General features: G+C 42.8%; 15 protein-coding genes, 4 tRNA genes and 3 rRNA genes. 8 read left to right on the top strand and 14 right to left on the bottom strand.

Going from position 1 to position 25040, the window contains the following annotated elements; genetic code table 11:
* Position 1: 1 nt before the first annotated feature.
* Positions 2–1693 carry a phosphate ABC transporter permease PstA gene (gene pstA, locus OCU78_RS02900; RefSeq protein WP_137374989.1) on the bottom strand — a complete coding sequence of 564 codons (1692 nt, stop codon included), beginning with the start codon at positions 1691–1693 and terminating at the stop codon, positions 2–4.
* 98 nt (positions 1694–1791) lie between these two features.
* Positions 1792–4011 carry an ABC transporter permease subunit gene (locus OCU78_RS02895; protein ID WP_137374990.1) on the bottom strand — a complete coding sequence of 740 codons (2220 nt, stop codon included), beginning with the start codon at positions 4009–4011 and terminating at the stop codon, positions 1792–1794.
* Between the two features lie 201 nt (positions 4012–4212).
* Between OCU78_RS02895 and ppk1 the strand changes: the two genes are divergently transcribed.
* Positions 4213–6312, top strand: coding sequence for a polyphosphate kinase 1 (ppk1, locus tag OCU78_RS02890; RefSeq protein ID WP_137374991.1), 2100 nt, complete (start codon positions 4213–4215; stop codon positions 6310–6312).
* A complete protein-coding gene (ppx, locus tag OCU78_RS02885) occupies positions 6299–7873 on the top strand; it encodes an exopolyphosphatase (RefSeq protein ID WP_137374992.1) in 1575 nt (524 codons plus the stop codon). The genes ppk1 and ppx overlap by 14 nt, the downstream gene beginning before the upstream one ends.
* A 42-nt stretch (positions 7874–7915) precedes the next feature.
* On the opposite strand, the gene OCU78_RS02880 is transcribed toward ppx, so the two are convergent.
* Genes OCU78_RS02880 through phoB form a run of 3 tightly spaced genes read right to left on the bottom strand, consistent with a single transcriptional unit; the run spans position 7916 to position 10904 of the window.
* Positions 7916–8887, bottom strand: a complete 972-nt coding sequence (locus OCU78_RS02880) for a PstS family phosphate ABC transporter substrate-binding protein (protein ID WP_137374993.1) — start codon at positions 8885–8887, stop codon at positions 7916–7918.
* Positions 8884–10179 (bottom strand): phosphate regulon sensor histidine kinase PhoR, encoded by a 1296-nt coding sequence (gene phoR / locus OCU78_RS02875; RefSeq protein WP_137374994.1) that lies wholly within the window; start codon positions 10177–10179, stop codon positions 8884–8886. The genes OCU78_RS02880 and phoR overlap by 4 nt, the downstream gene beginning before the upstream one ends.
* Positions 10180–10214: 35 nt before the next feature.
* Entirely contained in the window at positions 10215–10904 is a 690-nt protein-coding gene (phoB, locus tag OCU78_RS02870; RefSeq protein ID WP_137374995.1) for a phosphate regulon transcriptional regulator PhoB, read from the bottom strand.
* Between the two features lie 193 nt (positions 10905–11097).
* Here phoB and rdgC point away from each other — a divergent pair, with 193 nt between their 5' ends.
* The 3 genes from rdgC to OCU78_RS02855 all read left to right on the top strand — a co-directional run bounded on the left by rdgC (position 11098) and on the right by OCU78_RS02855 (position 13879).
* A complete protein-coding gene (gene rdgC, locus OCU78_RS02865; protein WP_137374996.1) occupies positions 11098–12012 on the top strand; it encodes a recombination-associated protein RdgC in 915 nt (304 codons plus the stop codon).
* Positions 12013–12218: 206 nt separating this feature from the next.
* Entirely contained in the window at positions 12219–13622 is a 1404-nt protein-coding gene (trhP, locus tag OCU78_RS02860) for a prephenate-dependent tRNA uridine(34) hydroxylase TrhP (protein ID WP_137374997.1), read from the top strand.
* A gap of 2 nt (positions 13623–13624) precedes the next feature.
* Positions 13625–13879 (top strand): YfhL family 4Fe-4S dicluster ferredoxin, encoded by a 255-nt coding sequence (locus OCU78_RS02855; protein ID WP_137374998.1) that lies wholly within the window; start codon positions 13625–13627, stop codon positions 13877–13879.
* A gap of 7 nt (positions 13880–13886) precedes the next feature.
* Here the strand turns inward: OCU78_RS02855 and mepA are convergent, their stop codons facing one another.
* Entirely contained in the window at positions 13887–14705 is an 819-nt protein-coding gene (gene mepA, locus OCU78_RS02850; RefSeq protein ID WP_137374999.1) for a penicillin-insensitive murein endopeptidase, read from the bottom strand.
* 186 nt (positions 14706–14891) lie between these two features.
* Here mepA and OCU78_RS02845 point away from each other — a divergent pair, with 186 nt between their 5' ends.
* Positions 14892–15644, top strand: a complete 753-nt coding sequence (locus tag OCU78_RS02845; RefSeq protein ID WP_240701778.1) for a TraB/GumN family protein — start codon at positions 14892–14894, stop codon at positions 15642–15644.
* 36 nt (positions 15645–15680) lie between these two features.
* Positions 15681–16166 carry an erythromycin esterase family protein gene (locus tag OCU78_RS02840; protein WP_261856028.1) on the top strand — a complete coding sequence of 162 codons (486 nt, stop codon included), beginning with the start codon at positions 15681–15683 and terminating at the stop codon, positions 16164–16166.
* Positions 16167–16372: 206 nt separating this feature from the next.
* Here the strand turns inward: OCU78_RS02840 and OCU78_RS02835 are convergent.
* The 4 genes from OCU78_RS02835 to OCU78_RS02820 all read right to left on the bottom strand — a co-directional run bounded on the left by OCU78_RS02835 (position 16373) and on the right by OCU78_RS02820 (position 19764).
* Positions 16373–16449 (bottom strand) — tRNA-Trp (locus OCU78_RS02835).
* A 34-nt stretch (positions 16450–16483) separates the two neighbouring features.
* A tRNA-Asp gene (locus OCU78_RS02830) sits at positions 16484–16560 on the bottom strand.
* 68 nt (positions 16561–16628) lie between these two features.
* Positions 16629–16744, bottom strand: a 5S ribosomal RNA gene (gene rrf / locus OCU78_RS02825).
* 126 nt (positions 16745–16870) lie between these two features.
* Positions 16871–19764, bottom strand: a 23S ribosomal RNA gene (locus tag OCU78_RS02820).
* Between the two features lie 24 nt (positions 19765–19788).
* Between OCU78_RS02820 and OCU78_RS02815 the strand changes: the two genes are divergently transcribed.
* Positions 19789–19923 carry a hypothetical protein gene (locus OCU78_RS02815; protein ID WP_261856019.1) on the top strand — a complete coding sequence of 45 codons (135 nt, stop codon included), beginning with the start codon at positions 19789–19791 and terminating at the stop codon, positions 19921–19923.
* A 140-nt stretch (positions 19924–20063) separates the two neighbouring features.
* Here OCU78_RS02815 and OCU78_RS02810 read toward each other — a convergent pair.
* The 4 genes from OCU78_RS02810 to clpB form a co-directional block, all read right to left on the bottom strand.
* Positions 20064–20139 (bottom strand) — tRNA-Ala (locus tag OCU78_RS02810).
* A gap of 20 nt (positions 20140–20159) precedes the next feature.
* Positions 20160–20236, bottom strand: a tRNA-Ile gene (locus OCU78_RS02805).
* Positions 20237–20303: 67 nt separating this feature from the next.
* Positions 20304–21858: ribosomal RNA gene (locus OCU78_RS02800) — 16S ribosomal RNA — on the bottom strand.
* Together the 16S, 23S and 5S rRNA genes with 4 tRNA genes alongside form the textbook arrangement of a ribosomal RNA operon.
* A gap of 560 nt (positions 21859–22418) precedes the next feature.
* Positions 22419–24992 (bottom strand): ATP-dependent chaperone ClpB, encoded by a 2574-nt coding sequence (gene clpB / locus OCU78_RS02795; protein ID WP_137374583.1) that lies wholly within the window; start codon positions 24990–24992, stop codon positions 22419–22421.
* Positions 24993–25040 lie beyond the last annotated feature (48 nt).

Genomic DNA, 25040 nt, shown 5'->3' with positions numbered 1-25040 from the left:
CTTAATCTTGTCCTAAAGTACGATACTTTTCACGCAGGTTATTTCGGATATTAATTGCCGTTAAGTTAAGCCCAACAATCACTGTAACCAACAAAAATGAAGTCGCATAAACAAGTGGTCTTGCAGCTTCAATATTAGATGTTTGGAACCCAACATCATAAATATGGAAGCCTAAATGCATGAACTTCCTGTCTAGGTGAATGTACGGGAACTGGCTGTCTACAGGTAGGCTCGATGCGAGCTTAACTACACCCACCAGCATTAATGGTGCAACCTCACCTGCAGCGCGGGCAATTGCCAAAATTAACCCCGTAATAATAGCAGGGCTCGCCATAGGCAAAATAATCCGCCACAGCGTTTCAAATTGTGTCGCACCTAACGCCAATGAACCATGACGCACAGCACTTGGGATCCGAGTTAAACCTTCCTCTGTCGTCACAATCACTACAGGCAAAGTCAGTACTGCTAAAGTAAGTGAAGACCAAAGTAACCCAGGAGTACCAAAGGTCGGGGCCGGTAAGCGCTCAGTGTAAAATAATGAATCAATTGACCCACCAATGGTATAAACAAAGAAACCAAGCCCAAAAACACCATAAACGATAGAAGGCACTCCGGCTAAGTTTATGACAGCAATTCGGATTATTCGTGTCAGAGCATTCGTTTTTGCGTACTCATGAAGATAAATAGCTGCAACAACACCTAAAGGCATCACAACGATCGACATTAATATAACCAGTAAAACCGTGCCAAAGATTGCGGGGAACACGCCGCCTTCAGAGTTAGAATCTCGAGGGTTTTCCGATAAAAACTTCCAAACCTGCTTGCCCCAATGCGTCACCTTTTCAGGATAAGTCATTTGGTTCGGGTACCAATAATCTAAAATATGGCTAAGTGGAATTTCAACCGTTTCCCCTGTCATATCTACGACAAGTAAAGCTTCGATATTCAGCTGTTTTCTTAATTGCTCTAAACGTAACTCGGCATCCATTAACTGACTATTCAATTGTTCCTTTTTCAATGTATAGGAACTGAGGTATTCGTCAGTTAACTGCTCATTCAGTTGATGCTTACGCTTTTCTAACCTTAACTTTTCTAATTGCCAGCTTATATCACGGATTTCTTGATCTACAATTCTCGACGTTTCATCTCGAAGTGTGTCTGAAAACGCTAAACCACGTAACAACTCTTGATCAATATTTTGTGTGCGGATACCTGATGCGGTTTTAAAGCCGACCGGTTTGCCAAAGAAATACCCACCTCGGCTTCGTTCAATAACAGCCCACTCTTTAGGCATTGTAGGCTCAAGTAGGTCTACTTCTAGAATGGCGACAAAATCGGCAGGGTAAAGCTCTCGATTCGCTACTTTAATGCTTAACCTACGGACAAAGCCGCTTTCGATGCTCTTCGCCGAGAATTGGCTTAGGTCCCCTGAAATTTGTTCGATAGGTATATATTTACGCTCATAAAGTTGACCAATCAGTACATCATTAGTCGAAACATCGGCATCAACCCCTGAGACGAAAGACTCAGTATCGACTTGAGTCTGCCACTGGTATAGCGGTGCAGGCCAAAAGTAAGTAAGCCCTTTCCAGCCAATCAATAACATCAACCCCAGTACAGAAAGCATACTAATGCTGACTGCACCACCCGTTAACCAAATCCACGGAGAGCCGGAGCGAAACCATTTAATCATCACAAAGCTCGCTCGTAGATATAGCGCAACCTACAAAACAGTAAATTAAGGTAGGTGTAGAGGTAACCTTTTCTAAGGTCTTAGATAAATAAAATAATCTATAAGGCACGGTACTTATCTCTTAATCGCTGCCTTACCCACTCTGCAACAGAGTTTACAGCAAAGGTGAATATGAAAAGTAGCAAAGCAGCTAAGAACAATAGACGGAAGTGAGAGCTTCCCACTGCAGACTCAGGAAGTTCTACCGCGATTGTTGCAGATAACGTCCTCATCCCTTCTAGAATATTCCAATCCATAATAGGTGTATTACCTGTAGCCATAAGTACGATCATAGTCTCACCTACAGCTCTCCCTAGCCCCATCATTACTGCTGAAAAAATACCAGGGCTAGCAGTTAGTAGTACGACATATATTAAGGTTTGCCATGCAGTAGCACCGAGAGCAAGTGACCCATCAGAAAGGTGTTTCGGTACAGAGAATATGGCATCTTCAGCGATAGTGAATATTGTAGGGATAACAGCAAAACCCATTGCAAAGCCGACAACGAGTGCATTTCTCTGGTCAAAATCAATACCATAATTAGCCAACATTAATCGTAAGTCTCCATTAAAGAAGAGAGTCTCTATTTGGCTTCCAAAAACAAACACCAGCAATGTCGTAATAATTAGCATCGGAATCAATATCAATGCATGCCAACCATTGGGGAATCTACCAGTAATATTTTCAGGCAGATAATACCACACCAAACCAACCACTAATGTGCTCAACGGCAGCAGTATGAGTAAAGAAAATACAGCTGTTAAATGGGTTTCAACAATGGGAGCAAACCATAAACCAGCCAAGAAACCAATGATAACGGTTGGTAGGGCTTCCATTAATTCAATAGACGGCTTTACTACCCTCCTCATTCGAGGCGACATAAAATAAGCGGTGTAAATTGCCCCAAGAACCGCAATAGGAACAGCAAAAAGCATCGCATACATCGCGGCTTTTAGCGTGCCGAAAGTGATTGGAACTAGACTGAATTTCTCTTCAAAATCATCACTAGCAGAAGTAGATTGCCAAACATATTGAGGTTCTGGATAGCTTTCATACCAAACCTTTTGCCATAACGAAGAAAAAGATATTTCAGGGTATTCATTATCGACCTTAGCAACACTGATTTTATTGTCACTAAAAGTCGCTAAATGTAATTCGTTATTAGACATCGCAGCCAGTTGAGGGGATTTATCAAATGCTCTTTCAAACATCAGTAACTTTTCACTGGTCGTGTAGTGACTCTGCACTGTGCCGTTTTTATAAAAGCTATAGAAGCCCTTGCGATAAGTGTCTGGCAAAATAAACTGCACAGCTTCAGCTAATTGAAAATCACGAATATGAGTAAGAGAGCGCTTCTCATCATTCAACACATCAAACCACTGAGACACTTGACCATCAATATGAGTCACCAGTAATGAATACGCACCCGACAGTAAATTAAAGGTTTTCACCGCGTGTTTTTCATCATTCAAACTTAAATCGATAACTTCACGGATATTGAATCCAGTATCACTATTCGTTAATACTGCTAAATCAGAGCCGTCCCTTAAATACAAGGTTCGGCCATCAGGAGTCAGTTGAATTTGATCCTGATAACCAAACTCATCAGAAAGCCATTGGCTTGAGGTTTCGGAAAACTCACCAGCAGGGTTAACAACATAAGACTTAATCAATAAACGTAAGTCAGAGAATTGAGCTGCGATGGTTAAGTTTCGGCTGTCCAAAGAAAATGTAAATTGTTGAATAATAGTTGAAGCTTCAGGTGGAGAAAATGCAACCAAACTTTGAGATGCTTGTAAAAGTTCAATGGTTGGAGTGGTCGTTTTTTCTTTTTGAGTCAGAGGTGCACTATATTCAGGAGAGAAAAACTGAATGTGCCCCTGATTGTTCGCAAATGCATACCAATTGTCAGACGCAATCGAACGAGAAAATACAATAGGGCTATCAATAATGGATTGTGTGAAATAAGGATCACTGCCTTGCGCTTCAAGATCCCAAAACTGAACAGAACCAGACTGTTCAACAGTAAATGCGTGCTTGCCGTATTCGTCAATAGAAAGAGCAATAGGTTGCTCTACGTGAATAGATTTTTCAGCCTGCGCAGTCTGTAGCCCAGCATCAGTAAATACAGGCAATATAACGATAGCGAGGTACACGAAAATTAAAACTAAAGCCGCTAACACACTAACGCCGCCGCAAGTCACTGAAAAGCGAACAAGTCGATCTTTCAACCATCTTTTTTTATCGCGTTCTTTCAATGAAAATCCGGCTGGAGCCATGTGTCTATCTACCTTTTTTGAGCTATTGTCATAATATGTCTATCACATGACAATTATATTACAGCCTGCATTAAATAACTGAAAATAGTGATAAGTTTTATGCAAATTGTAGAATGAAATAATACCGTAATAAAAATCACATATTCTGCTTATTTTTATAATTTGATACCCCAACTCTCGTCAGGACAATCAGGATGATTTATGAACGCTGAAAAACTCTACATCGAAAAAGAACTGAGCTGGTTATCCTTTAATGAAAGAGTCTTGCAAGAATCAGCTGATAAAACCGTTCCACTGATTGAGCGTATAAGATTTTTAGGGATTTTTTCCAACAACCTAGACGAGTTTTACAAAGTCAGATTTGCCAATGTTAAACGTAGAATATTAATAAACCAAGAACACGGTATTAACGATAATTCAAAGCACCTGCTTACCAAGATGCAAACCAAAGTACTTCGGCTCAACCAACGGTTTGATGACCTCTACAATGAGCTAATCCTTGAAATGGCAAGGCGCCACATATTCCTAGTCAACGAAACCCAACTTAACGACTTCCAAAAGAAATGGATTCGTAAGTATTTCAAAAAAGAAGTTCAGCCGCACATCACTCCTTTATTGATGACTGATGAAATCGATTTACTCCAATTTTTAACCGATGAATACGCTTACCTCACCGTAGAACTCCAAAAAGAAGAACAATCTAAATACGCTCTCATTGAAATTCCTACCGATCATCTACCAAGGTTTGTCATGGTCCCTGAACAAAAGGGGAAACGACGTAAAACCATCATCCTGCTAGATAATATTATTCGTTACTGTATCGAGGATCTTTTTAAAGGTTTTTTCGATTATGACGAGCTAAATTGCTACGCCATGAAAATGACTCGGGATGCAGAATATGACCTAGGGTTTGAAGTTGAGCACAGTCTTTTAGAACAAATGTCAGAAGGCGTCGCCCAACGCTTAAGTGCGATGCCAGTTCGTTTCGTTTATGAAGAAACCATGCCTAAAAACATGCTTAGTTTCTTGTGCGAAAAACTTGGTATCTCAAACTACGACAGTTTAATTCCAGGCGGTCGATACCATAACTTCAAAGATTTTATTGGATTTCCCAATGTTGGGCGTGAGTACTTAGAAAATAAACCGTTACCACCGATGACTTGCGCTGATTTCGATAACTTTGACAATAATTTCGATGCAATACGAGAACAAGATATTTTACTTTATTATCCTTATCATACTTTTGATCACATCACTGAATTAGTTCGTCAGGCCTCCTTTGATCCAAAAGTGATCAGCATTAAGATCAATATCTACCGCGTGGCTAAAAATTCAAAGTTAATGAATTCGCTTATTGATGCTGTCCACAATGGCAAAAATGTAACCGTTGTTGTAGAGCTGCAAGCGCGCTTTGATGAAGAAGCCAATATTGAATGGTCACGGATTTTAACTGATGCGGGGGTTCAAGTTATTTTCGGAGCACCAGGGCTAAAAATACACTCTAAGCTACTTTTGATTAGCCGCCGTGAAAATCAAGAAATCACACGATATGCTCACATTGGTACGGGCAACTTTCACGAAAAAACCGCTCGTATCTATACTGATTTTTCATTACTCACTGCAGATCAAGACCTCACAAATGAAGTGCGAAATGTTTTTGGCTACATTGAAAACCCTTACCGCCCTGTTAAATTCGACCACTTAATTGTTTCCCCTCGTAACTCTCGAAAAAAACTCTATCAACTGATTGATGGTGAAATAGCAAATGCAGAAGCTGGCAAGAAAGCTCAAATAACATTAAAGGTAAACAATCTTGTCGATAAAGGGTTAATCAATAAGCTATATAGTGCGAGTAACGCTGGCGTAAATATTAGAATGATCATCCGCGGTATGTGCTCACTCGTTCCTGGAGTTGAAGGGGTAAGCGAAAACATAAAAATAATCAGCATTATTGACCGTTTTCTAGAACACCCGCGAGTTCTAATTACCCACAATGATGGTGATCCACAAGTCTATATATCTTCTGCCGATTGGATGACTCGGAATATCGACCACCGTATTGAAGTGACAACACCAATACGTGATGGACGTTTGAAACAACGCATCATCGATATTGTAAATATTCATTTTACCGATACAGTTAAGGCTAGGTGGATCGATAAAGAGATGAGCAATAGCTATGTTCCGCGTGGAAATAGAAAAAAACTACGCTCACAAATCGCTATCTATGATTACCTCAAGTCAGTTGAAAAGAAATCTAGAAAAGCCAGGGAACAACAGTCTGAAGATGAGCAAAGCTAATAAGATACAAGCAACCCTACACGAGAAGTCTCCAGATACCGCCTCTACGGATGCGCTTGCTTCTCCCAAAAATATTGCAGCCATTGATTTAGGTTCTAATAGCTTTCATATGGTCGTAGCCAAAGTGGTAGGGCAAGAATTACAACTTGTTAGTCGGCACAAGCAGCGAGTTCGCCTTGGCGCTGGATTAGACGAACAGTCGAACCTAAGTAATACAGCAATAGCCAGAGGGTTAGAGTGTTTATCAATGTTTGCAGAACGCCTTCAAGGCTTTGAACTTGAAAACGTTCGAATTGCGGCAACTCATACCCTTCGCCAGGCCAATAATGCCCATATATTTATTCAACGTGCGAGAGAAGTACTCCCCTTCCCTATTGAAGTCATCCCCGGAGAAGAAGAAGCTCGATTAATTTATTTAGGTGTCGCGCATACACAACCTGAATCCGAATCAAAGCTTGTTATCGATATTGGTGGAGGCAGCACTGAGCTGATTATCGGTAAAGGTTTTGAAGCGAAGCTCGTTAACAGCAAACAAATGGGATGCGTGAGTTTTACTCAAACCTTTTTCTCTAATGGCAAACTCACCCCTAAGAATTTTTCAAAAGCCATCATCGCCGCTCAGCAAAGGCTTGAGCCCCTTGCTGCTCAATATAGAAAGAAAGGCTGGGAGACAGCTCTAGGGTCTTCAGGCACAATTAAAGCAATTAAAGAAGTGCTTAGTAAGCTTGGTTATGATGATGCAATCATTACTGAGAAAAGACTGAGGCACCTGATTGACGTGCTTTGTGAACAAAAGAATATTGAACAGATTGAGCTAAAAGGGCTCACTGTCGAGCGACAGCCTGTATTTGCTGGCGGGGTAGCAATATTAACCGCTATATTTAAAGATCTGAAAATCAAAGAAATGCATTTCTCTGATGGCGCGTTAAGAGAAGGTCTCCTTTATGAAATGGAAGACAGTTTTCAACGTTCAGATATTCGTATGCGCACCACGGAAAACTTAGCAGTAAAACATTTAGTGGATTTAGAGCATGCCACTCGAGTGAAAAATCGGGCAAGCGTATTCCTAACTCAAACAAGAGAGTCATTGTGCATAAAAAGCGAAAGCCAACTGTTTGAATTGCTTGATTGGAGTGCACTATTACACGAAGTAGGGCTTAGTATTAGTTTCCAAGGCTTCCATCGCCATTCAGCCTACATACTCCAGCATACCAACATGCCAGGCTTTAATAGTGAACAACAATTATTTATGGCAACTTTGGTTCGCTTTCAGCGCAAAGCTTTGAAGTTACAAGATATGCCAGAGCTTAGCCTATTTAAGACGAAAAGTGTCATCAGCCTGATTCGTATTTTGCGTTTATCGATATTGCTCAATGGTCAAAGAAATGATGCACCGATGCTCAACATCCGACTTAACATTATAGATAAAGATCACTGGCAACTGAGCTGCGATGATAATAACTGGCTTGAAGATAATAAGCTTTTAGCTGCCGACCTATCTAGCGAACAAGAGCTCTGGAGTAATATTGACTGGCAGCTTAGCTTTGAAGGCATAGACTGATCGTTTGTGAAATTGAAAAATAAAACTTAAATTTAGGGCTAATTATAGCCCTACTTTCATTAACTCCTGCTTTGCAAATTCAGGCGGAATCGCTAGATAGCCATCTTTCTCAACGAGTTCCTGCCCTTGCTTCGAGTATATAAACCTCAAAAACTCTCTTTCTACTGGTGATAAAGGTTTTTCTGGGTGCTTATTCACGTAAACAAATAAAAAGCGTGAGAGTGGGTACTCACCATTCAAAATACTATCCCGAGTTGCATTAACGTACTTATCACCATATTGGGCAATAGGAATTAGCTTAACGCCAGCAACACGGTAACCAATACCAGAATAACCAATACCATTAATAGAGGAAGCGACAGACTGAACGACAGATGCAGAGCCTGGTTGTTCATTCACTCGATTTTTAAAGTCACCGCCACATAAAGCGTTTTTCTTAAAGTAACCATATGTCCCAGAAACCGAGTTTCTTCCAAATAGTTGGAACCGTCTTTTAGCCCAGTTTTGTTCTACCCCTAACTCTTCCCAGTTTGTTATCGAACGAGTAGAACCACAGCGTAATGTTTCTGAAAAAATAGCATCTATCTGCCTAAAATTAAGCCCATCGATAGGGTTATCTCTATGAACAAATAGACCTATAGCATCAATAGCGACTTTTAACGCTGTCGGTTTATAGCCATGCTCTCTTTCAAAATTTTCAATTTCACTTAAACGCATGGGACGGCTCATGGGACCTAATTGAGCTGTTTTCTCCGTTAATGCAGGTGGAGCAGTCGCTGAACCAGAAGCTTGAATTTGAGCATTCACATTTGGGTAGTAAGATTTAAACTCTTCGATCCACAACGTTGTCATCCCAGCTAATGTATCTGACCCAACAGAGAGTAGATTGCCCGAAATTCCAGGTACTTTTTTATAAGTAACAAGCTGTCCGGTTTCATCAGCATTATCCGCTAACACGAACGAAGAGAGCAAAGATAAAGACAGTGCCCAGACATAGCTTAATCTTATTTTCATACTGTTAACCGGCTTGGTAAAGTGAATGAGAATCGGCTGCCAACACCAAGATCACTTTGAATTTCTAAATGAGAATCATGGTGAGTAAGAGCATGCTTTACAATCGCTAAACCCAAACCACTACCGCCAGTATCGCGAGAGCGAGCTTTATCTACTCGATAAAAACGTTCTGTTAATCGGTGAAGGTGCTGAGGTTCGATACCATCTCCGGTATCTGACACTTCCAAGCAAGCGCCTTGGCTAGTTTGATACCAGCGAACATTAACCTGTGCACCTGCAGGTGTATATTTAACAGCATTATAAACTAGGTTTGAAATTGCACTGCGAAGCTGATCTTCATCAGCTAAAACACGTAAACTTTTATCAATATCAAAATTCAACTGATGCTCTAATTCACCACTTAAACTTGCCGCTTCTTTTTCCAAAACTTCCAACATTGCTGGCACATTCACAACTTCATCCAACTCATGCATGGGCGCTGCTTCAATTTTAGATAAGGTCAGTAGTTGATTAACTAAGCTATTCATTCTGTTCAGCTGTTCAGTCATCACACCGTGAGCTTTTGGCCACATAGGACCAACAACCATGTCCGGATCTTCAGTCATTTCAAGATAACCTTGAAGAACCGTCATTGGTGTACGAAGTTCATGAGAAACATTGGCAAAGAAATTACGGCGCATCCCTTCTAATTGCTTTAATTGAGTGACATCACGTACGACCATCAGGTGCTCACCTTCAGTGTAAGGCACGATACGTAATTCCAGCATACGCTCAACATTCAATGGAGAAGGCATTTCTAGAGGTTCGGAGAAGTCTTGCTTATTTATGTATTTGATAAAGTCGGGAGTGCGGATCAAGTTTGAGATCGGCTGACCAGAGTCATCAGGCCAACGAAAGCCTAATAAATATTGAGCCAGTTTGTTACACCAAACAATGTTACCTTCACCTCGAAATACCACTACCGCATCGGGCAAAGATTCAGCACCATTTCTAAAGCGGCGAATAAGGTTGGTTAGCTCTTTACGTTTTCTACGCTGTCTTTGCTGAAGCCGGTAAAGCCCGTTAAATAAGGACTCCCAGTTACCTGAACCCGATGGCGGTGTTAAACGCTTTTCATCCCATAACCAAGCAGACAAACGCATTTGGTTATGAAGATGCCAAGAAAGTTGTAAAGCGGTAGCTGCCAGTAATAGCCAAGGCATATAACCGAATATCCAACCAATAAAAACCCAAGGGGCGTAAAAAAAAGCCAGCTCCCAAGCTAGCTTTTTCCAGGTTAACCTTTCAACCATTCATAACTCCGAAATGGGGTAGGATCAGACAAGTACTAAGCTTTTGTCGAAAAACGATATCCAGCACCGCGAACTGTTTGAATTAATTTATCATGACCTGCGGCTTCTAGAGCTTTACGTAAACGTCGAATATGCACATCCACAGTTCGATCTTCTACGTAAACATTCGTGCCCCAAACATTATTCAGCAGTTGTTCACGGCTATAAACTCGTTCTTGGTGAGTCATAAAGAAGTGCAGCATTTTGAATTCGGTTGGTCCCATATCTACAGGGCCTTCGCTTGCGGTAACACGGTGTGATACTGGGTCTAATTTGAGACCTTGTACGTCAATCACGTCTTCCAATGCAGTTGGTGTAACACGGCGAATAACCGCTTTTAAGCGAGCCACCAACTCTTTTGGCGAAAATGGTTTGGTAATGTAATCGTCAGCGCCAACCTCTAAACCGCGCACTTTATCTTCTTCTTCGCCACGCGCAGTCAGCATTACAACGGGAATGTTACGAGTAAGCTCTTCACGTTTCATGTGCTTGATAAAGTTAATACCGCTACCACCAGGTAGCATCCAGTCTAGCAACACTAGATCAGGGAAAGGTTCACATAGCTTATTTACCGCGGTATCGTAATCCTCAGCTTCTACAGCTTGATAGCCCTTTTGCTCAAGTACAAAACACAGCATTTCACGAATTGGTGCTTCGTCTTCAACAACCAGAATCCTTCTCGACATAATTGAGTAGCCTTAGTATTTAATCAACGCATTGCATTATCTGGTTTAATTATGACACTTTTGTGACCTTTGAAAACAAATTTTCATATAACTGTCTCAAACATTTCACTTTTAATTTTTATTGCAGGTATAAGACAAATGAAGAGAAATCTCCTATGATGAGCGTCTTCAGATAAAGGTATGAGAAATATTTATGTGGTTTAAAAATTGCCTAGTATATCGCTTCAATCGTGATATCGACTTCAATGCAGATAAGCTAGAGAAACAACTTGAAGAGTTCCGTTTTACACCTTGTGGTAGCCAAGACAAACAAAAGTTTGGTTGGGTACACGCAATGGGTAGACATGGCGATATGATGACGCACCTATCAGAAAACCGCATTCTTATTTGTGCTAAGAAAGAAGAAAAAATGCTTCCAGCGTCAGTCATTAAAGAGTCTCTTAATGCAAAGGTAGAAACACTTGAAGCAGAATCTGGCACGCCTCTTAAAAAGAAAGAAAAAGACAGTTTGAAAGAAGACATCATCATTGATCTTCTTCCTCGTGCATTCAGCCGCAGCAACTTCACTTACGCGCTAATCATGCCGAAAGAAGGTTTTATTGTTGTTGATGCTAGCAGCTACAAAAAAGCAGAAGATGTTTTGGCACTTCTTCGTAAAACAATGGGTAGCCTACCTGTTGTTCCAGCTATCCCTGAGCAAGCAATTGAGACGACTCTAACTGAGTGGGTTCAATCAGGTAATACTCCTCAAGGCATTACTATGCTTGATGAAGCAGAACTAAAATCAATCCAAGAAGATGGCGGTATTGTTCGAGTTAAGAAGCAAGAACTAGAAGCTGATGAGATTAAGAACCACATCGAAGCTAACAAAGTTGTGACTAAACTTCTTATCAACTGGCAGGACCGTATTGAATTTATTCTTGCTGAAGACGGCAGTATTAAACGCCTCAAGTTCAGTGATGAACTAAAAGATGAGAACGACGACATTCCTCGTGAAGATCAAGCTGCACGTTTTGATGCTGACTTCTCACTTCTTTGTGGCGAATTCAGTGTTTTCCTTCCTAATCTCTTTGAATCTTTGGGCGGGTTAACGCAACCTAACGCTTAATATTTGATATTTTAAGCTTAGGTGTCGACGGCACCTGAGCTTATTTTCTTCTACGTCCCTTCTTATATTTACCTCTCTGTGCTCTTCTTAATATCATTGTTATTTTTAGGGCTATCAACCAAGTTTATTTTAGCGTAAAATTTGCGCCCCTTTGATATCACTTGGTGGTATCAACCTGACTTGAGATCAGATTAGAGAACGAAGCAATGACGACACAAAAACCATTTGTACCTGAACTATTATCACCGGCAGGAAGCCTGAAAAATATGCGTTATGCATTCGCCTACGGCGCAGATGCAGTATACGCTGGCCAGCCACGTTACAGCCTTCGTGTTCGTAACAACGAGTTCAATCACGAAAACCTACAAATCGGTATCGATGAAGCTCATGCTCAAGGCAAAAAGTTATATGTTGTATGTAACATTCAGCCGCACAACTCTAAATTAAAAACATTCATTCGCGACCTTAAACCAGTTGTAGATATGGGTCCAGACGCACTTATCATGTCTGATCCAGGCCTTATCATGATGGTTCGTGAAGCTTTCCCAGAAATGCCGATCCACCTTTCAGTACAAGCAAACGCTGTTAACTGGGCGACCGTTAAGTTTTGGTCAACTCAAGGCGTTGAGCGTGTGATTCTATCTCGTGAGTTATCACTAGAAGAAATCGAAGAAATCCGCGAACACTGCCCAGAAACAGAACTAGAGATCTTTGTTCACGGCGCACTATGCATGGCTTATTCAGGTCGTTGCCTACTTTCTGGTTACATGAATAAACGAGACCCGAACCAAGGTACTTGCACTAACGCTTGTCGTTGGGAATACAAGACTGAAGCAGCGAAAGAAGACGAAAACGGTCAGATCGTTGAAGCAAATCCAACTGGGGTTGAGATCCAAGATGTGGAAGTGCAAAACGAGCGTCCAGACAATACACTAGGTCTTGGCAAGCCAACTGATGAAGTTGTTTTACTTTCTGAATCACATAAACCAGAAGAGAAAATGGCAGCGTTTGAAGATGAGCATGGAACTTACATCATGAACTCAAAAGATCTTCGCGCAATTCAGCACGTTGAACGCCTAACGAAAATGGGTGTACATTCGCTGAAGATTGAAGGTCGCACTAAGTCTTTCTACTACTGTGCGCGTACAGCTCAGGTTTACCGTAAAGCAATTGATGATGCAGTTGCGGGTAAACCATTCGATGAAAGCCTAATGGGTACGTTAGAAAGCCTAGCTCACCGTGGCTACACAGAAGGCTTCCTACGTCGCCACACTCATGATTCATACCAAAATTACGAGTACGGTTACTCGATATCTGATACTCAACAGTTTGTAGGTGAATTTACGGGGAAACGCCGCGGTGAATTAGCGGAAGTTGAAGTAAAAAACAAATTTCTACTTGGTGACAGCTTAGAAATGATGACACCAAAAGGTAATATTGTGTTTAAGCTAGAAGTAATGGAAAACCGAAAGTCTGAAGCGGTTGACGATGCTAAAGGCAATGGGCATTTTGTCTTCATTCCTGTGCCAGCAGACCTAGATTTAGAATACGGTCTACTAATGCGTAACTTGAGCAAAGGTCAAGATACGCGTAACGCTTCAGGTAAGTAATAATGGCACTGCTGATTCAAGATAGCTGTATTAACTGCGACATGTGCGACCCAGAATGTCCTAATGGTGCAATTACTATGGGTGACGAAATCTATGAGATTGACCCCGCGCTATGTACTGAATGTAAAGGGCACTATGATAAGCCGACGTGCCAATCTGTGTGCCCAATAACCAAATGTATCATCACAGATCCTAATAATATTGAGACTGATGAAGAGCTTCTAGAAAAGTTCGTTATCATACAAGGAATGACATAGTCTTCCCTTACTCTCTCAAAAGAGCCTGACAAAGTTCAGGCTTTTTTTTCGCCTTCTTAATGTAATTTGGTTTATCAGCAGGTTGCCCTTTCTTTGGTTTCCAACTTGCAAGTTCTTCACCGCAACCATCACCTTCTGGCGGTTGTGCTTGTTCAATACAGTGTATATCTTCTTCAGAACATTTAAGCCTAATATGCATATGAGAATGATGTCCAAACCATGGTCTCACTTTTCTCAGCCACTCTCTGTCATTTTGGGTTTCAGTTGCGCATAACGCTTCTTTAATCACTGGATGGACAAATATTCTAGCCACATCTTCCTTTATCGCGGCACTCTTAACTAAGTCAAAATGATACGGCTTCCAATGACTATTTATTCTGTAATTAGGTATATCTACTACACTCGTCGCTCGTGGATTCTCTAGTTCTTTTTCTGACAGAGGTAGCTTTGTAACTCTGAGCCAAACATCAATATCTAAGCCCGTTTGGTGACTGCTATGCCCAAAAGAAAATAAGCCCCCCCTGGCCATAGCAATATCAGCGATCAATATTCTAGGCATTCCTTTTTCCTGCAACTCCTTAGCTAAACTTTGAATGAAGGTGATGGTATTAGGGTGAGCGTAGTAGCGTTGCCTTTGGGGGCGTATAACTTGGTACCCCTCACCTTGTAAAGGAAGAGTGTCAGCACCAGCAAGGCAACCATTAGCATAACTGCCTATAGATTGAGTGGGTTGTGTAGAGGGTGTGGTAAAACTTTCCCACGGAGTTGCCAAAGAGAAAGTGCTAATAAGCCAACAGCCCAGAAATACAGTTATAAAACGAAACACAAGTAATCTTCCTTAATTTCAACACTTCATCATAGTCTAAAAATGAATTTTAGATTAATTCTCATACAATGCTTACCGCAAAACACAAATATAAGTTAAAAAATCAGTCGCATATTATAAAATCCCTTCTAAACAACTCACCAAGCATAGAGTGGAATACCTTTAAACAATCTAAAGGACTAAATAATGAAAAAATTAAGTTTGATTGGGCTTACCCTATTGATGGGATGTAACAGTGATACAGAAAACATCACAATCGAACATTCACCACTCGAAAGTACAAGCTTCATCTATGGTAACTCAGACCTTAGACAATTTGTCAGCGCGACTGCTGGTTATGACTTTATTGGGTTAGGTGAAGCTAGTCATCAGGGCTCTAAAGCCTATATCTACAGAGCACGGATGTTAAAAGCCCTCCATGAAGAAGGTAATCTTGATTTCATAGCATTCGAAGCGGGGCTATATGATGGGTTAGCCGCATGGCAAAACTATCTGACTGATGAGCAAAACTTGCTGGATGCGGTTACAGGACCTGATGCCAATTATATGTTCGGACACCGCTATAGTGCAGAGTTAGCACATTTGTTTAATTATGTAGATCAATTACCGAAAGACACTACTCCCCTACTACTCATTGGATACGATGCAAGAATCAACAACGATCCAGGATGTAGTGTCATGTTCGATGAGCTAGAAAATTATTTAGTCTCCCAATCTTTATATCAAGAAAGCTTCGCCACCATTAAATCATTATCTCCGATAATGATGTGCCCTTGGTATGCAGACCGAGATTTCACTGTAACTGACCATCATCAGCTAACTTCACTTCTATCTGAATTAATCTCCACTCTTACGACTCAGAAAGAACTTGAAATGATTCCAGATTACGATCCGACATCACGTAGAGAATTTAGAAACTACGCATCATTTTGGTTATAGGTAGCGAAAAGCTTATCAGCTCATAGCTACTTCCAAATAAACGGATTAGAAGATGCTTTTACTGATAATCAATCAGCTGAAAACATTCGCTGGTTAAGGGAGGAGTGGTTCAACCTGCCAGATAGCGGGCAAACAGCCATATGGGCTCACAACATTCACGCCATACCTATCCATGGTTCAGTAACAGATGCCATCCATAAACGGTATCCTGATAAATCAACTTATAACGTGATACAACTGACTTACCGAGGGCGTTTAGCCGCTTACACCCCAGATAGTTCGCAGTGGGCAATTAATACCGTGCCTTATTATTCAGAAGCAAGGACAGTTAACCATTCACTATTCAGCTTAGGCTTTCCTGATACTTTCATTGATTTTAAATCTCAATCAACATCAACAGCTTTATTCAATCAGCCTCAAACGATTCGATTCGCAGGTGGTAGCCTACCTGTCTATACTCCGACATCAATTGCTGATGGGATTTTATTTATCCCACGAGAGGTTCCTACTGTTGCTCGATAACGAGAGCAAGAGCGGTAATTGGTGTCATATTCTTATTTGATATGAGCTGAAACATACCTTGCCATTGTTCTTGAACTTTTTCGAAATGGATAAGATAATTTTTTGGGAAGGGAATCTGTATAAAATGATATTCGTTACATTGAGAAGAGCAAATACAGATTGATAGATACAAAAAAGCCTCAGCATTTCTGCTGAGGCTTTAAATATGGCAGGGGTGGAGAGATTCGAACTCCCAACACGCGGATTTGGAATCCGCTGCTCTGCCAATTGGAGCTACACCCCTATCTCAGTTTTAAAGAGCTGAAACTCTGAATAAGTGGCGGAGTGGACGGGACTCGAACCCGCGACCCCCGGCGTGACAGGCCGGTATTCTAACCAACTGAACTACCACTCCGCAGTGGTCAACTCACTAAGTGAGCGTCCATATCTTCAGGTTGGTCAACCTAAAGATTATAATTTAAAGCCTGGCGATGTCCTACTCTCACATGGGGAAGCCCCACACTACCATCGGCGCTATTGTGTTTCACTTCTGAGTTCGGCATGGGATCAGGTGGGTCCACAATGCTATGGTCGCCAAGCAAATTTTGCTTTTACTTTCAGTTTAAAAACTGAAGGCAAAATAATCTGGAAAGCTGTTTTTGTTCTCTTCAAACTCATTCAAGGTCTGGTATTTCTATGAGTCCACAAAACCCCTTGGGTGTTGTATGGTTAAGCCTCACGGGCAATTAGTACAGGTTAGCTCAATGCCTCGCAGCACTTACACACCCTGCCTATCAACGTCGTAGTCTACGACAACCCTTAAGGACGCTTAAAGCGTCAGGGAAAACTCATCTCAAGGCTCGCTTCGCGCTTAGATGCTTTCAGCGCTTATCGATTCCGAACTTAGCTACCGGGCAATGCCATTGGCATGACAACCCGAACACCAGAGGTTCGTCCACTCCGGTCCTCTCGTACTAGGAGCAGCCCCTTTCAATTTTCCAACGCCCACGGCAGATAGGGACCGAACTGTCTCACGACGTTCTAAACCCAGCTCGCGTACCACTTTAAATGGCGAACAGCCATACCCTTGGGACCGACTTCAGCCCCAGGATGTGATGAGCCGACATCGAGGTGCCAAACACCGCCGTCGATATGAACTCTTGGGCGGTATCAGCCTGTTATCCCCGGAGTACCTTTTATCCGTTGAGCGATGGCCCTTCCATTCAGAACCACCGGATCACTATGACCTGCTTTCGCACCTGCTCGAATTGTCATTCTCGCAGTCAAGCGGGCTTATGCCATTGCACTAACCACACGATGTCCAACCGTGTTTAGCCCACCTTCGTGCTCCTCCGTTACTCTTTGGGAGGAGACCGCCCCAGTCAAACTACCCACCAGGCACTGTCCGTAATCCCGATTCAGGGACCGACGTTAGAACATCAAGCATACAAGGGTGGTATTTCAAGGACGACTCCATCACATCTAGCGACGCAATTTCATAGTCTCCCACCTATCCTACACATGTAGGGTCAATGTTCAGTGCCAAGCTGTAGTAAAGGTTCACGGGGTCTTTCCGTCTAGCCGCGGGTACACTGCATCTTCACAGCGATTTCAATTTCACTGAGTCTCGGGTGGAGACAGCGTGGCCATCATTACGCCATTCGTGCAGGTCGGAACTTACCCGACAAGGAATTTCGCTACCTTAGGACCGTTATAGTTACGGCCGCCGTTTACCGGGGCTTCGATCAAGAGCTTCGACCGAAGTCTAACCCCATCAATTAACCTTCCGGCACCGGGCAGGCGTCACACCGTATACGTCATCTTACGATTTTGCACAGTGCTGTGTTTTTAATAAACAGTTGCAGCCACCTGGTATCTGCGACTCTCGTCTGCTCCATCCGCAAGGGACTTCACTGATAAGAGCGTACCTTCTCCCGAAGTTACGGTACCATTTTGCCTAGTTCCTTCACCCGAGTTCTCTCAAGCGCCTTGGTATTCTCTACCCGACCACCTGTGTCGGTTTGGGGTACGATTTCTTATAATCTGAAGCTTAGAGGCTTTTCCTGGAAGTATGGCATCAATGACTTCACTACCGTAGTAGCTCGACATCGTATCTCAGCGTTAATGAAAGTCCGGATTTACCTAAACTTTCCGCCTACGTACTTGGACCTGGACAACCGTCGCCAGGCTCACCTAGCCTTCTCCGTCCCCCCATCGCAATTATAAGAAGTACAGGAATATTAACCTGTTTCCCATCGACTACGCCTTTCGGCCTCGCCTTAGGAGTCGACTTACCCTGCCCCGATTAACGTTGGACAGGAACCCTTGGTCTTCCGGCGAGGGAGTTTTTCACTCCCTTTATCGTTACTCATGTCAGCATTCGCACTTCTGATACCTCCAGCAGCCCTTACAGACCACCTTCAACGGCTTACAGAACGCTCCCCTACCCCACATACCCTAAGGTACGTAGCCGCAGCTTCGGTGTATAGCTTAGCCCCGTTACATCTTCCGCGCAGGCCGACTCGACCAGTGAGCTATTACGCTTTCTTTAAATGATGGCTGCTTCTAAGCCAACATCCTGGCTGTCTGAGCCTTCCCACATCGTTTCCCACTTAGCTATACTTTGGGACCTTAGCTGGCGGTCTGGGTTGTTTCCCTCTCCACGACGGACGTTAGCACCCGCCGTGTGTCTCCCGGATAGTACTTACTGGTATTCGGAGTTTGCAAAGGGTTGGTAAGTCGGGATGACCCCCTAGCCTTAACAGTGCTCTACCCCCAGTAGTATTCGTCCGAGGCGCTACCTAAATAGCTTTCGGGGAGAACCAGCTATCTCCAGGTTTGATTGGCCTTTCACCCCTAGCCACAAGTCATCCGCTAATTTTTCAACATTAGTCGGTTCGGTCCTCCAGTTGATGTTACTCAACCTTCAACCTGCCCATGGCTAGATCACCTGGTTTCGGGTCTAATCCTAGCAACTGTACGCCCAGTTAAGACTCGGTTTCCCTACGGCTCCCCTAAACGGTTAACCTTGCTACTAAAATTAAGTCGCTGACCCATTATACAAAAGGTACGCAGTCACACCACGAAGGTGCTCCTACTGCTTGTACGTACACGGTTTCAGGTTCTATTTCACTCCCCTCACAGGGGTTCTTTTCGCCTTTCCCTCACGGTACTGGTTCACTATCGGTCAGTCAGTAGTATTTAGCCTTGGAGGATGGTCCCCCCATATTCAGACAGGATATCACGTGTCCCGCCCTACTCGATTTCACTGATTATGATGCGTCGGTTACGGGGCTATCACCCTTTGTTGCGACACTTTCCAGAGTCTTCACCTGCATCATTAAAAGCTTAAGGGCTAATCCAATTTCGCTCGCCGCTACTTTCGGAATCTCGGTTGATTTCTCTTCCTCGGGGTACTTAGATGTTTCAGTTCCCCCGGTTTGCCTCCTGTTGCTATGTATTCACAACAGGATACTTACTTATGTAAGTGGGTTTCCCCATTCAGGAATCCCAGACTCAAAAGGTTATTACTACCTAATCTGGGCTTATCGCAAGTTATTACGCCTTTCATCGCCTCTGACTGCCAAGGCATCCACCGTGTACGCTTAGTCACTTAACCATACAACCCGAAAGGGTCTTGTGTATGGCAACTAACCAAGGTTTTGGTTGTCATCAAGAAGGGTTAATTCTTGATAACTGTTTGCCGGACTCAATTGTGAATCAAACTAGGTTTGATTCGAATACAAGACACTTGAATGTGTTTGTTGTGTTTATCTAGTTAAAGATAAACATTGAGAACTTTTAAATTTGATTGAATTACTCGTAAGTAATCAATCAGTCAGCTTTCCAAATTGTTAAAGAGCTTGATTCAATAAATTGAACCATTTTTAAAAACACTTAAGTAAATGTGCTTAAAGATGGTGGAGCTATGCGGGATCGAACCGCAGACCTCCTGCGTGCAAGGCAGGCGCTCTCCCAGCTGAGCTATAGCCCCATCTGTGTTGCAATCGATATTGGTGGGTCTGAGTGGACTTGAACCACCGACCTCCCGCTTATCAGGCGAGCGCTCTAACCAGCTGAGCTACAGACCCAATATCGTCTCTTTTACTTTTTAAACCTAATCAATCTGTGTGGGTACTCATCAACGATATCTTCGTATAAGGAGGTGATCCAGCCCCAGGTTCCCCTAGGGCTACCTTGTTACGACTTCACCCCAGTCATGAACCACAAAGTGGTGAGCGTCCTCCCCGAAAGGTTAAACTACCCACTTCTTTTGCAGCCCACTCCCATGGTGTGACGGGCGGTGTGTACAAGGCCCGGGAACGTATTCACCGTGACATTCTGATTCACGATTACTAGCGATTCCGACTTCATGGAGTCGAGTTGCAGACTCCAATCCGGACTACGACGCACTTTTTGGGATTCGCTCACTATCGCTAGCTTGCTGCCCTCTGTATGCGCCATTGTAGCACGTGTGTAGCCCTACTCGTAAGGGCCATGATGACTTGACGTCGTCCCCACCTTCCTCCGGTTTATCACCGGCAGTCTCCCTGGAGTTCCCGACATTACTCGCTGGCAAACAAGGATAAGGGTTGCGCTCGTTGCGGGACTTAACCCAACATTTCACAACACGAGCTGACGACAGCCATGCAGCACCTGTCTCAGAGCTCCCGAAGGCACACCTGCGTCTCCGCTGGCTTCTCTGGATGTCAAGAGTAGGTAAGGTTCTTCGCGTTGCATCGAATTAAACCACATGCTCCACCGCTTGTGCGGGCCCCCGTCAATTCATTTGAGTTTTAATCTTGCGACCGTACTCCCCAGGCGGTCTACTTAACGCGTTAGCTCCGAAAGCCACGGCTCAAGGCCACAACCTCCAAGTAGACATCGTTTACGGCGTGGACTACCAGGGTATCTAATCCTGTTTGCTCCCCACGCTTTCGCATCTGAGTGTCAGTATCTGTCCAGGGGGCCGCCTTCGCCACTGGTATTCCTTCAGATCTCTACGCATTTCACCGCTACACCTGAAATTCTACCCCCCTCTACAGTACTCTAGTTCACCAGTTTCAAATGCAGTTCCGAGGTTGAGCCCCGGGCTTTCACATCTGACTTAATGAACCACCTGCATGCGCTTTACGCCCAGTAATTCCGATTAACGCTCGCACCCTCCGTATTACCGCGGCTGCTGGCACGGAGTTAGCCGGTGCTTCTTCTGTTGCTAACGTCAAGAGATAAGCGTATTAAGCTTACCCCCTTCCTCACAACTGAAAGTACTTTACAACCCGAAGGCCTTCTTCATACACGCGGCATGGCTGCATCAGGCTTTCGCCCATTGTGCAATATTCCCCACTGCTGCCTCCCGTAGGAGTCTGGACCGTGTCTCAGTTCCAGTGTGGCTGATCATCCTCTCAGACCAGCTAGGGATCGTCGCCTTGGTGAGCCATTACCTCACCAACTAGCTAATCCCACCTAGGCGTATCCGGTAGCACAAGGCCCGAAGGTCCCCTGCTTTGCTCCGTAGAGATTATGCGGTATTAGCCATCGTTTCCAATGGTTATCCCCCTCTACCGGGCAACTTCCTAGGCATTACTCACCCGTCCGCCGCTCGACGCCCAACAAATCATCCGAAGAGTCAATGTTGTCGTTTCCGCTCGACTTGCATGTGTTAGGCCTGCCGCCAGCGTTCAATCTGAGCCATGATCAAACTCTTCAATTTAAGATTTTGTCGGCTCAATGAATACTGACTTCAAAACTAATATTTACCGAAGTAAACATGTAATTCTAAAGCTATTACCATTCCAACAGAATGGTAATGAATTGACTGTGCCAAAATTAAGTAAACTTAATTTTGTATTGGTCACTCAGCTCATTGAAACCAAATTGATTTCCGAGGAAACCTTGCTTTGCTAATGCAAAACAAATTTTGATATTCATCAACGAGTGCCCACACAGATTGATAGGTTTAAATTATTAAAGAGCTTTACTTTCAACACTTCAAGTTAATGAAGCCTTTCAAGTGGACGGTCATTCTAGCGAATCAAAACTCAGTGTCAAACACTTTTTTAGCTTTAATTATCTAGACTTAATTTATTAATAAATTAACCGCTATCGCTTCAGGAAACTGTTTAGTCTTGCCTGACAACGAGAGCGGATTATAGAGACTAATTTAGTGAGTTCAAGGAAAAATTACGATTAACCATTCACATGAACACAAAACAACCAAAGCGATAATATTTCCATCAATTAGATTATTTATTAGCACGAAGAACATCACCACTATTGATGAGCAACAATCTTGTCATTACTTACACGCAACTGAACTTTCTTATCTGGATCAACTTTGCCTGCTAAAATCGCTTTTGCTAATGGATTCTCTACACTTTGTTGTATTGCCCTTTTTAATGGACGAGCGCCATAAACAGGATCAAAGCCGACTTGAGCAATGAGATCTAGCGCTGGAGCTGTTACTTCTAACTCATATCCATTATCTTCCATTCGCTTGCTAAGGTGCTGTAACTGGATCGATGCTATTGATTTAATATGTTCTTGCCCTAACGGATGGAAAACAACACTTTCATCAACACGGTTCAAAAACTCTGGTCTAAAGTGCTTACCTACCACTTCCATAACTTCATCTTTAATTCCCTGATAATCAAGTGAATGGAAGTTTTCTTGAATTCGTGATGACCCTAAATTAGAAGTCATGATTACAACTGTATTACGAAAATCAACCGTTCTTCCTTGCCCATCAGTCAAACGACCATCATCTAGAACTTGGAGTAATATATTAAAGACGTCAGGGTGAGCTTTCTCTACTTCATCAAGTAAAATAACGGAATAGGGTTTTCGTCTGACAGCTTCAGTTAAGTACCCACCCTCTTCATACCCTACATAACCAGGAGGTGCACCAACAAGTCGAGCAACAGAGTGCTTCTCCATAAACTCAGACATATCAATTCGAACCATGGCATCATCGCTATCAAACATGAAATTTGCGAGCGTCTTACATAATTCCGTTTTACCAACCCCTGTAGGTCCTAAAAATAGGAAAGACCCAATAGGCTTATTTGGATCAGAGAGCCCTGCTCGACTACGACGTATTGCATTAGAAACTACTTCAACCGCTTCAGCTTGACCTATTACTTTGTTATGCAGAACACCTTCCATCTTGAGAAGCTTTTCTTTTTCAGCTTCTAACATTTTTGAAACGGGTATACCTGTCTGCTTTGACAATACGTCTGCAATTTCAGCTTCAGTCACTTTATTACGCAGCAACGTCATTTCTTGCATCTCAGCTTGCGTGGCAAGATCCAGTTGTTTCTCTAGTTCAGGGATTCGTCCATACTGAAGTTCAGACATACGATTTAGATCACCCGCTCGACGTGCAAAGTCCATATCCATTCGAGACTGTTCTAATTCGGCTTTAATATGTTGGGTGCCTGAAAGTGCTGCTTTTTCAGCATTCCAAACTTCTTCTAGCTCTGCAAAATCACGCTCTTTATCAAGCAATTCATTTTGCAGTGTATTCAAACGTTTGTTACTTGCTTCATCATTCTCATTAGTTAAAGCTTGTTGCTCGATTTTAAGTTGAATGATTTTCCGCTCTAACTTGTCTAAAGACTCAGGTTTTGAATCAATTTGCATACGGATACTTGAAGCTGCTTCATCAATAAGATCGATCGCTTTATCTGGTAACTGACGATCTGAAACATAACGATGGGATAAACTAGCGGCAGCGACAATTGCAGGATCTGTAATCTCTACATGATGATGTAGCTCATAACGTTCTTTTAGCCCACGAAGAATCGCAACTGTGTCTTCCACTGTTGGTTCATCAACGAGTACTTTCTGGAATCTACGCTCTAGAGCTGGATCTTTTTCGATATACTGGCGGTATTCATCAAGAGTGGTCGCTCCTACACAATGAAGTTCACCTCGTGCAAGTGCTGGTTTAAGCATATTCCCAGCATCCATAGAACCTTCACCTTTGCCCGCACCAACCATGGTATGAAGTTCATCGATAAATAGTATGACGTTGCCTTCTTCTTTAGAAAGCTCATTCAGTACTGATTTGAGGCGCTCTTCAAATTCGCCTCGATATTTCGCACCTGCGACTAATGAGCCCATATCTAACGATAGAACACGTCGACCACGCAAGCCCTCAGGTACTTCATTATTGATAATACGCTGTGCCAGTCCTTCAACAATCGCCGTTTTACCTACACCAGGTTCACCAATAATTACAGGGTTATTCTTAGTTCGGCGTTGCAATACTTGAATAGTTCTACGGATTTCATCATCACGCCCAATGACAGGATCCAATTTTCCCTGCTCTGCACGCTCTGTTAAATCTATAGTAAATTTTTCTAAAGCTTGTCGTCTGTCTTCAGCATTCGGGTCGTCTACCTTTTGTCCGCCTCGAATCTTTTCAATAGCTTGAGTCAACTTCGGTTCAGTTACCCCTAGCTCTTTTAACAAGTTACCTAGAGGTCCTCGATCATCGATTGCTGCGAGTAGAAACACTTCAGAAGAGATGTATGTGTCTTGACGCTTTTGCGCTACTTTGTCACACATATTGAAAAGCGTGCCCATGGCACTGGAAAGTTGGACATCACCGCCGATTCCGCTAACTTTAGGAACTCGGTCGAGCATTTCACTCAGTTTCGAACGTAACTGAACAACATCAACATTTAGCATCGTCAATAATGGACGAATGGCACTGCTATCTTGGTTTAATAACGAAACCATTAAATGTACGGGCTCAATATATTGATGATCACGACCAAGTGCTAGTGACTGTGCATCAGATATCGCAATTTGAAATTTACTTGTGAAACGATCAAGACGCATTCCAACCTTCCTAACTCATTAAGATTATGTTTTCTTTATGGTTAGAAG

Source organism: Vibrio gallaecicus, from assembly GCF_024347495.1.
In the GTDB taxonomy this organism is placed as follows: Bacteria; Pseudomonadota; Gammaproteobacteria; order Enterobacterales; family Vibrionaceae; genus Vibrio; species Vibrio gallaecicus.
The sequence above is the reverse complement of the archived record's forward strand: the minus strand, read 5'-3'. Positions and strand labels throughout refer to the sequence as shown.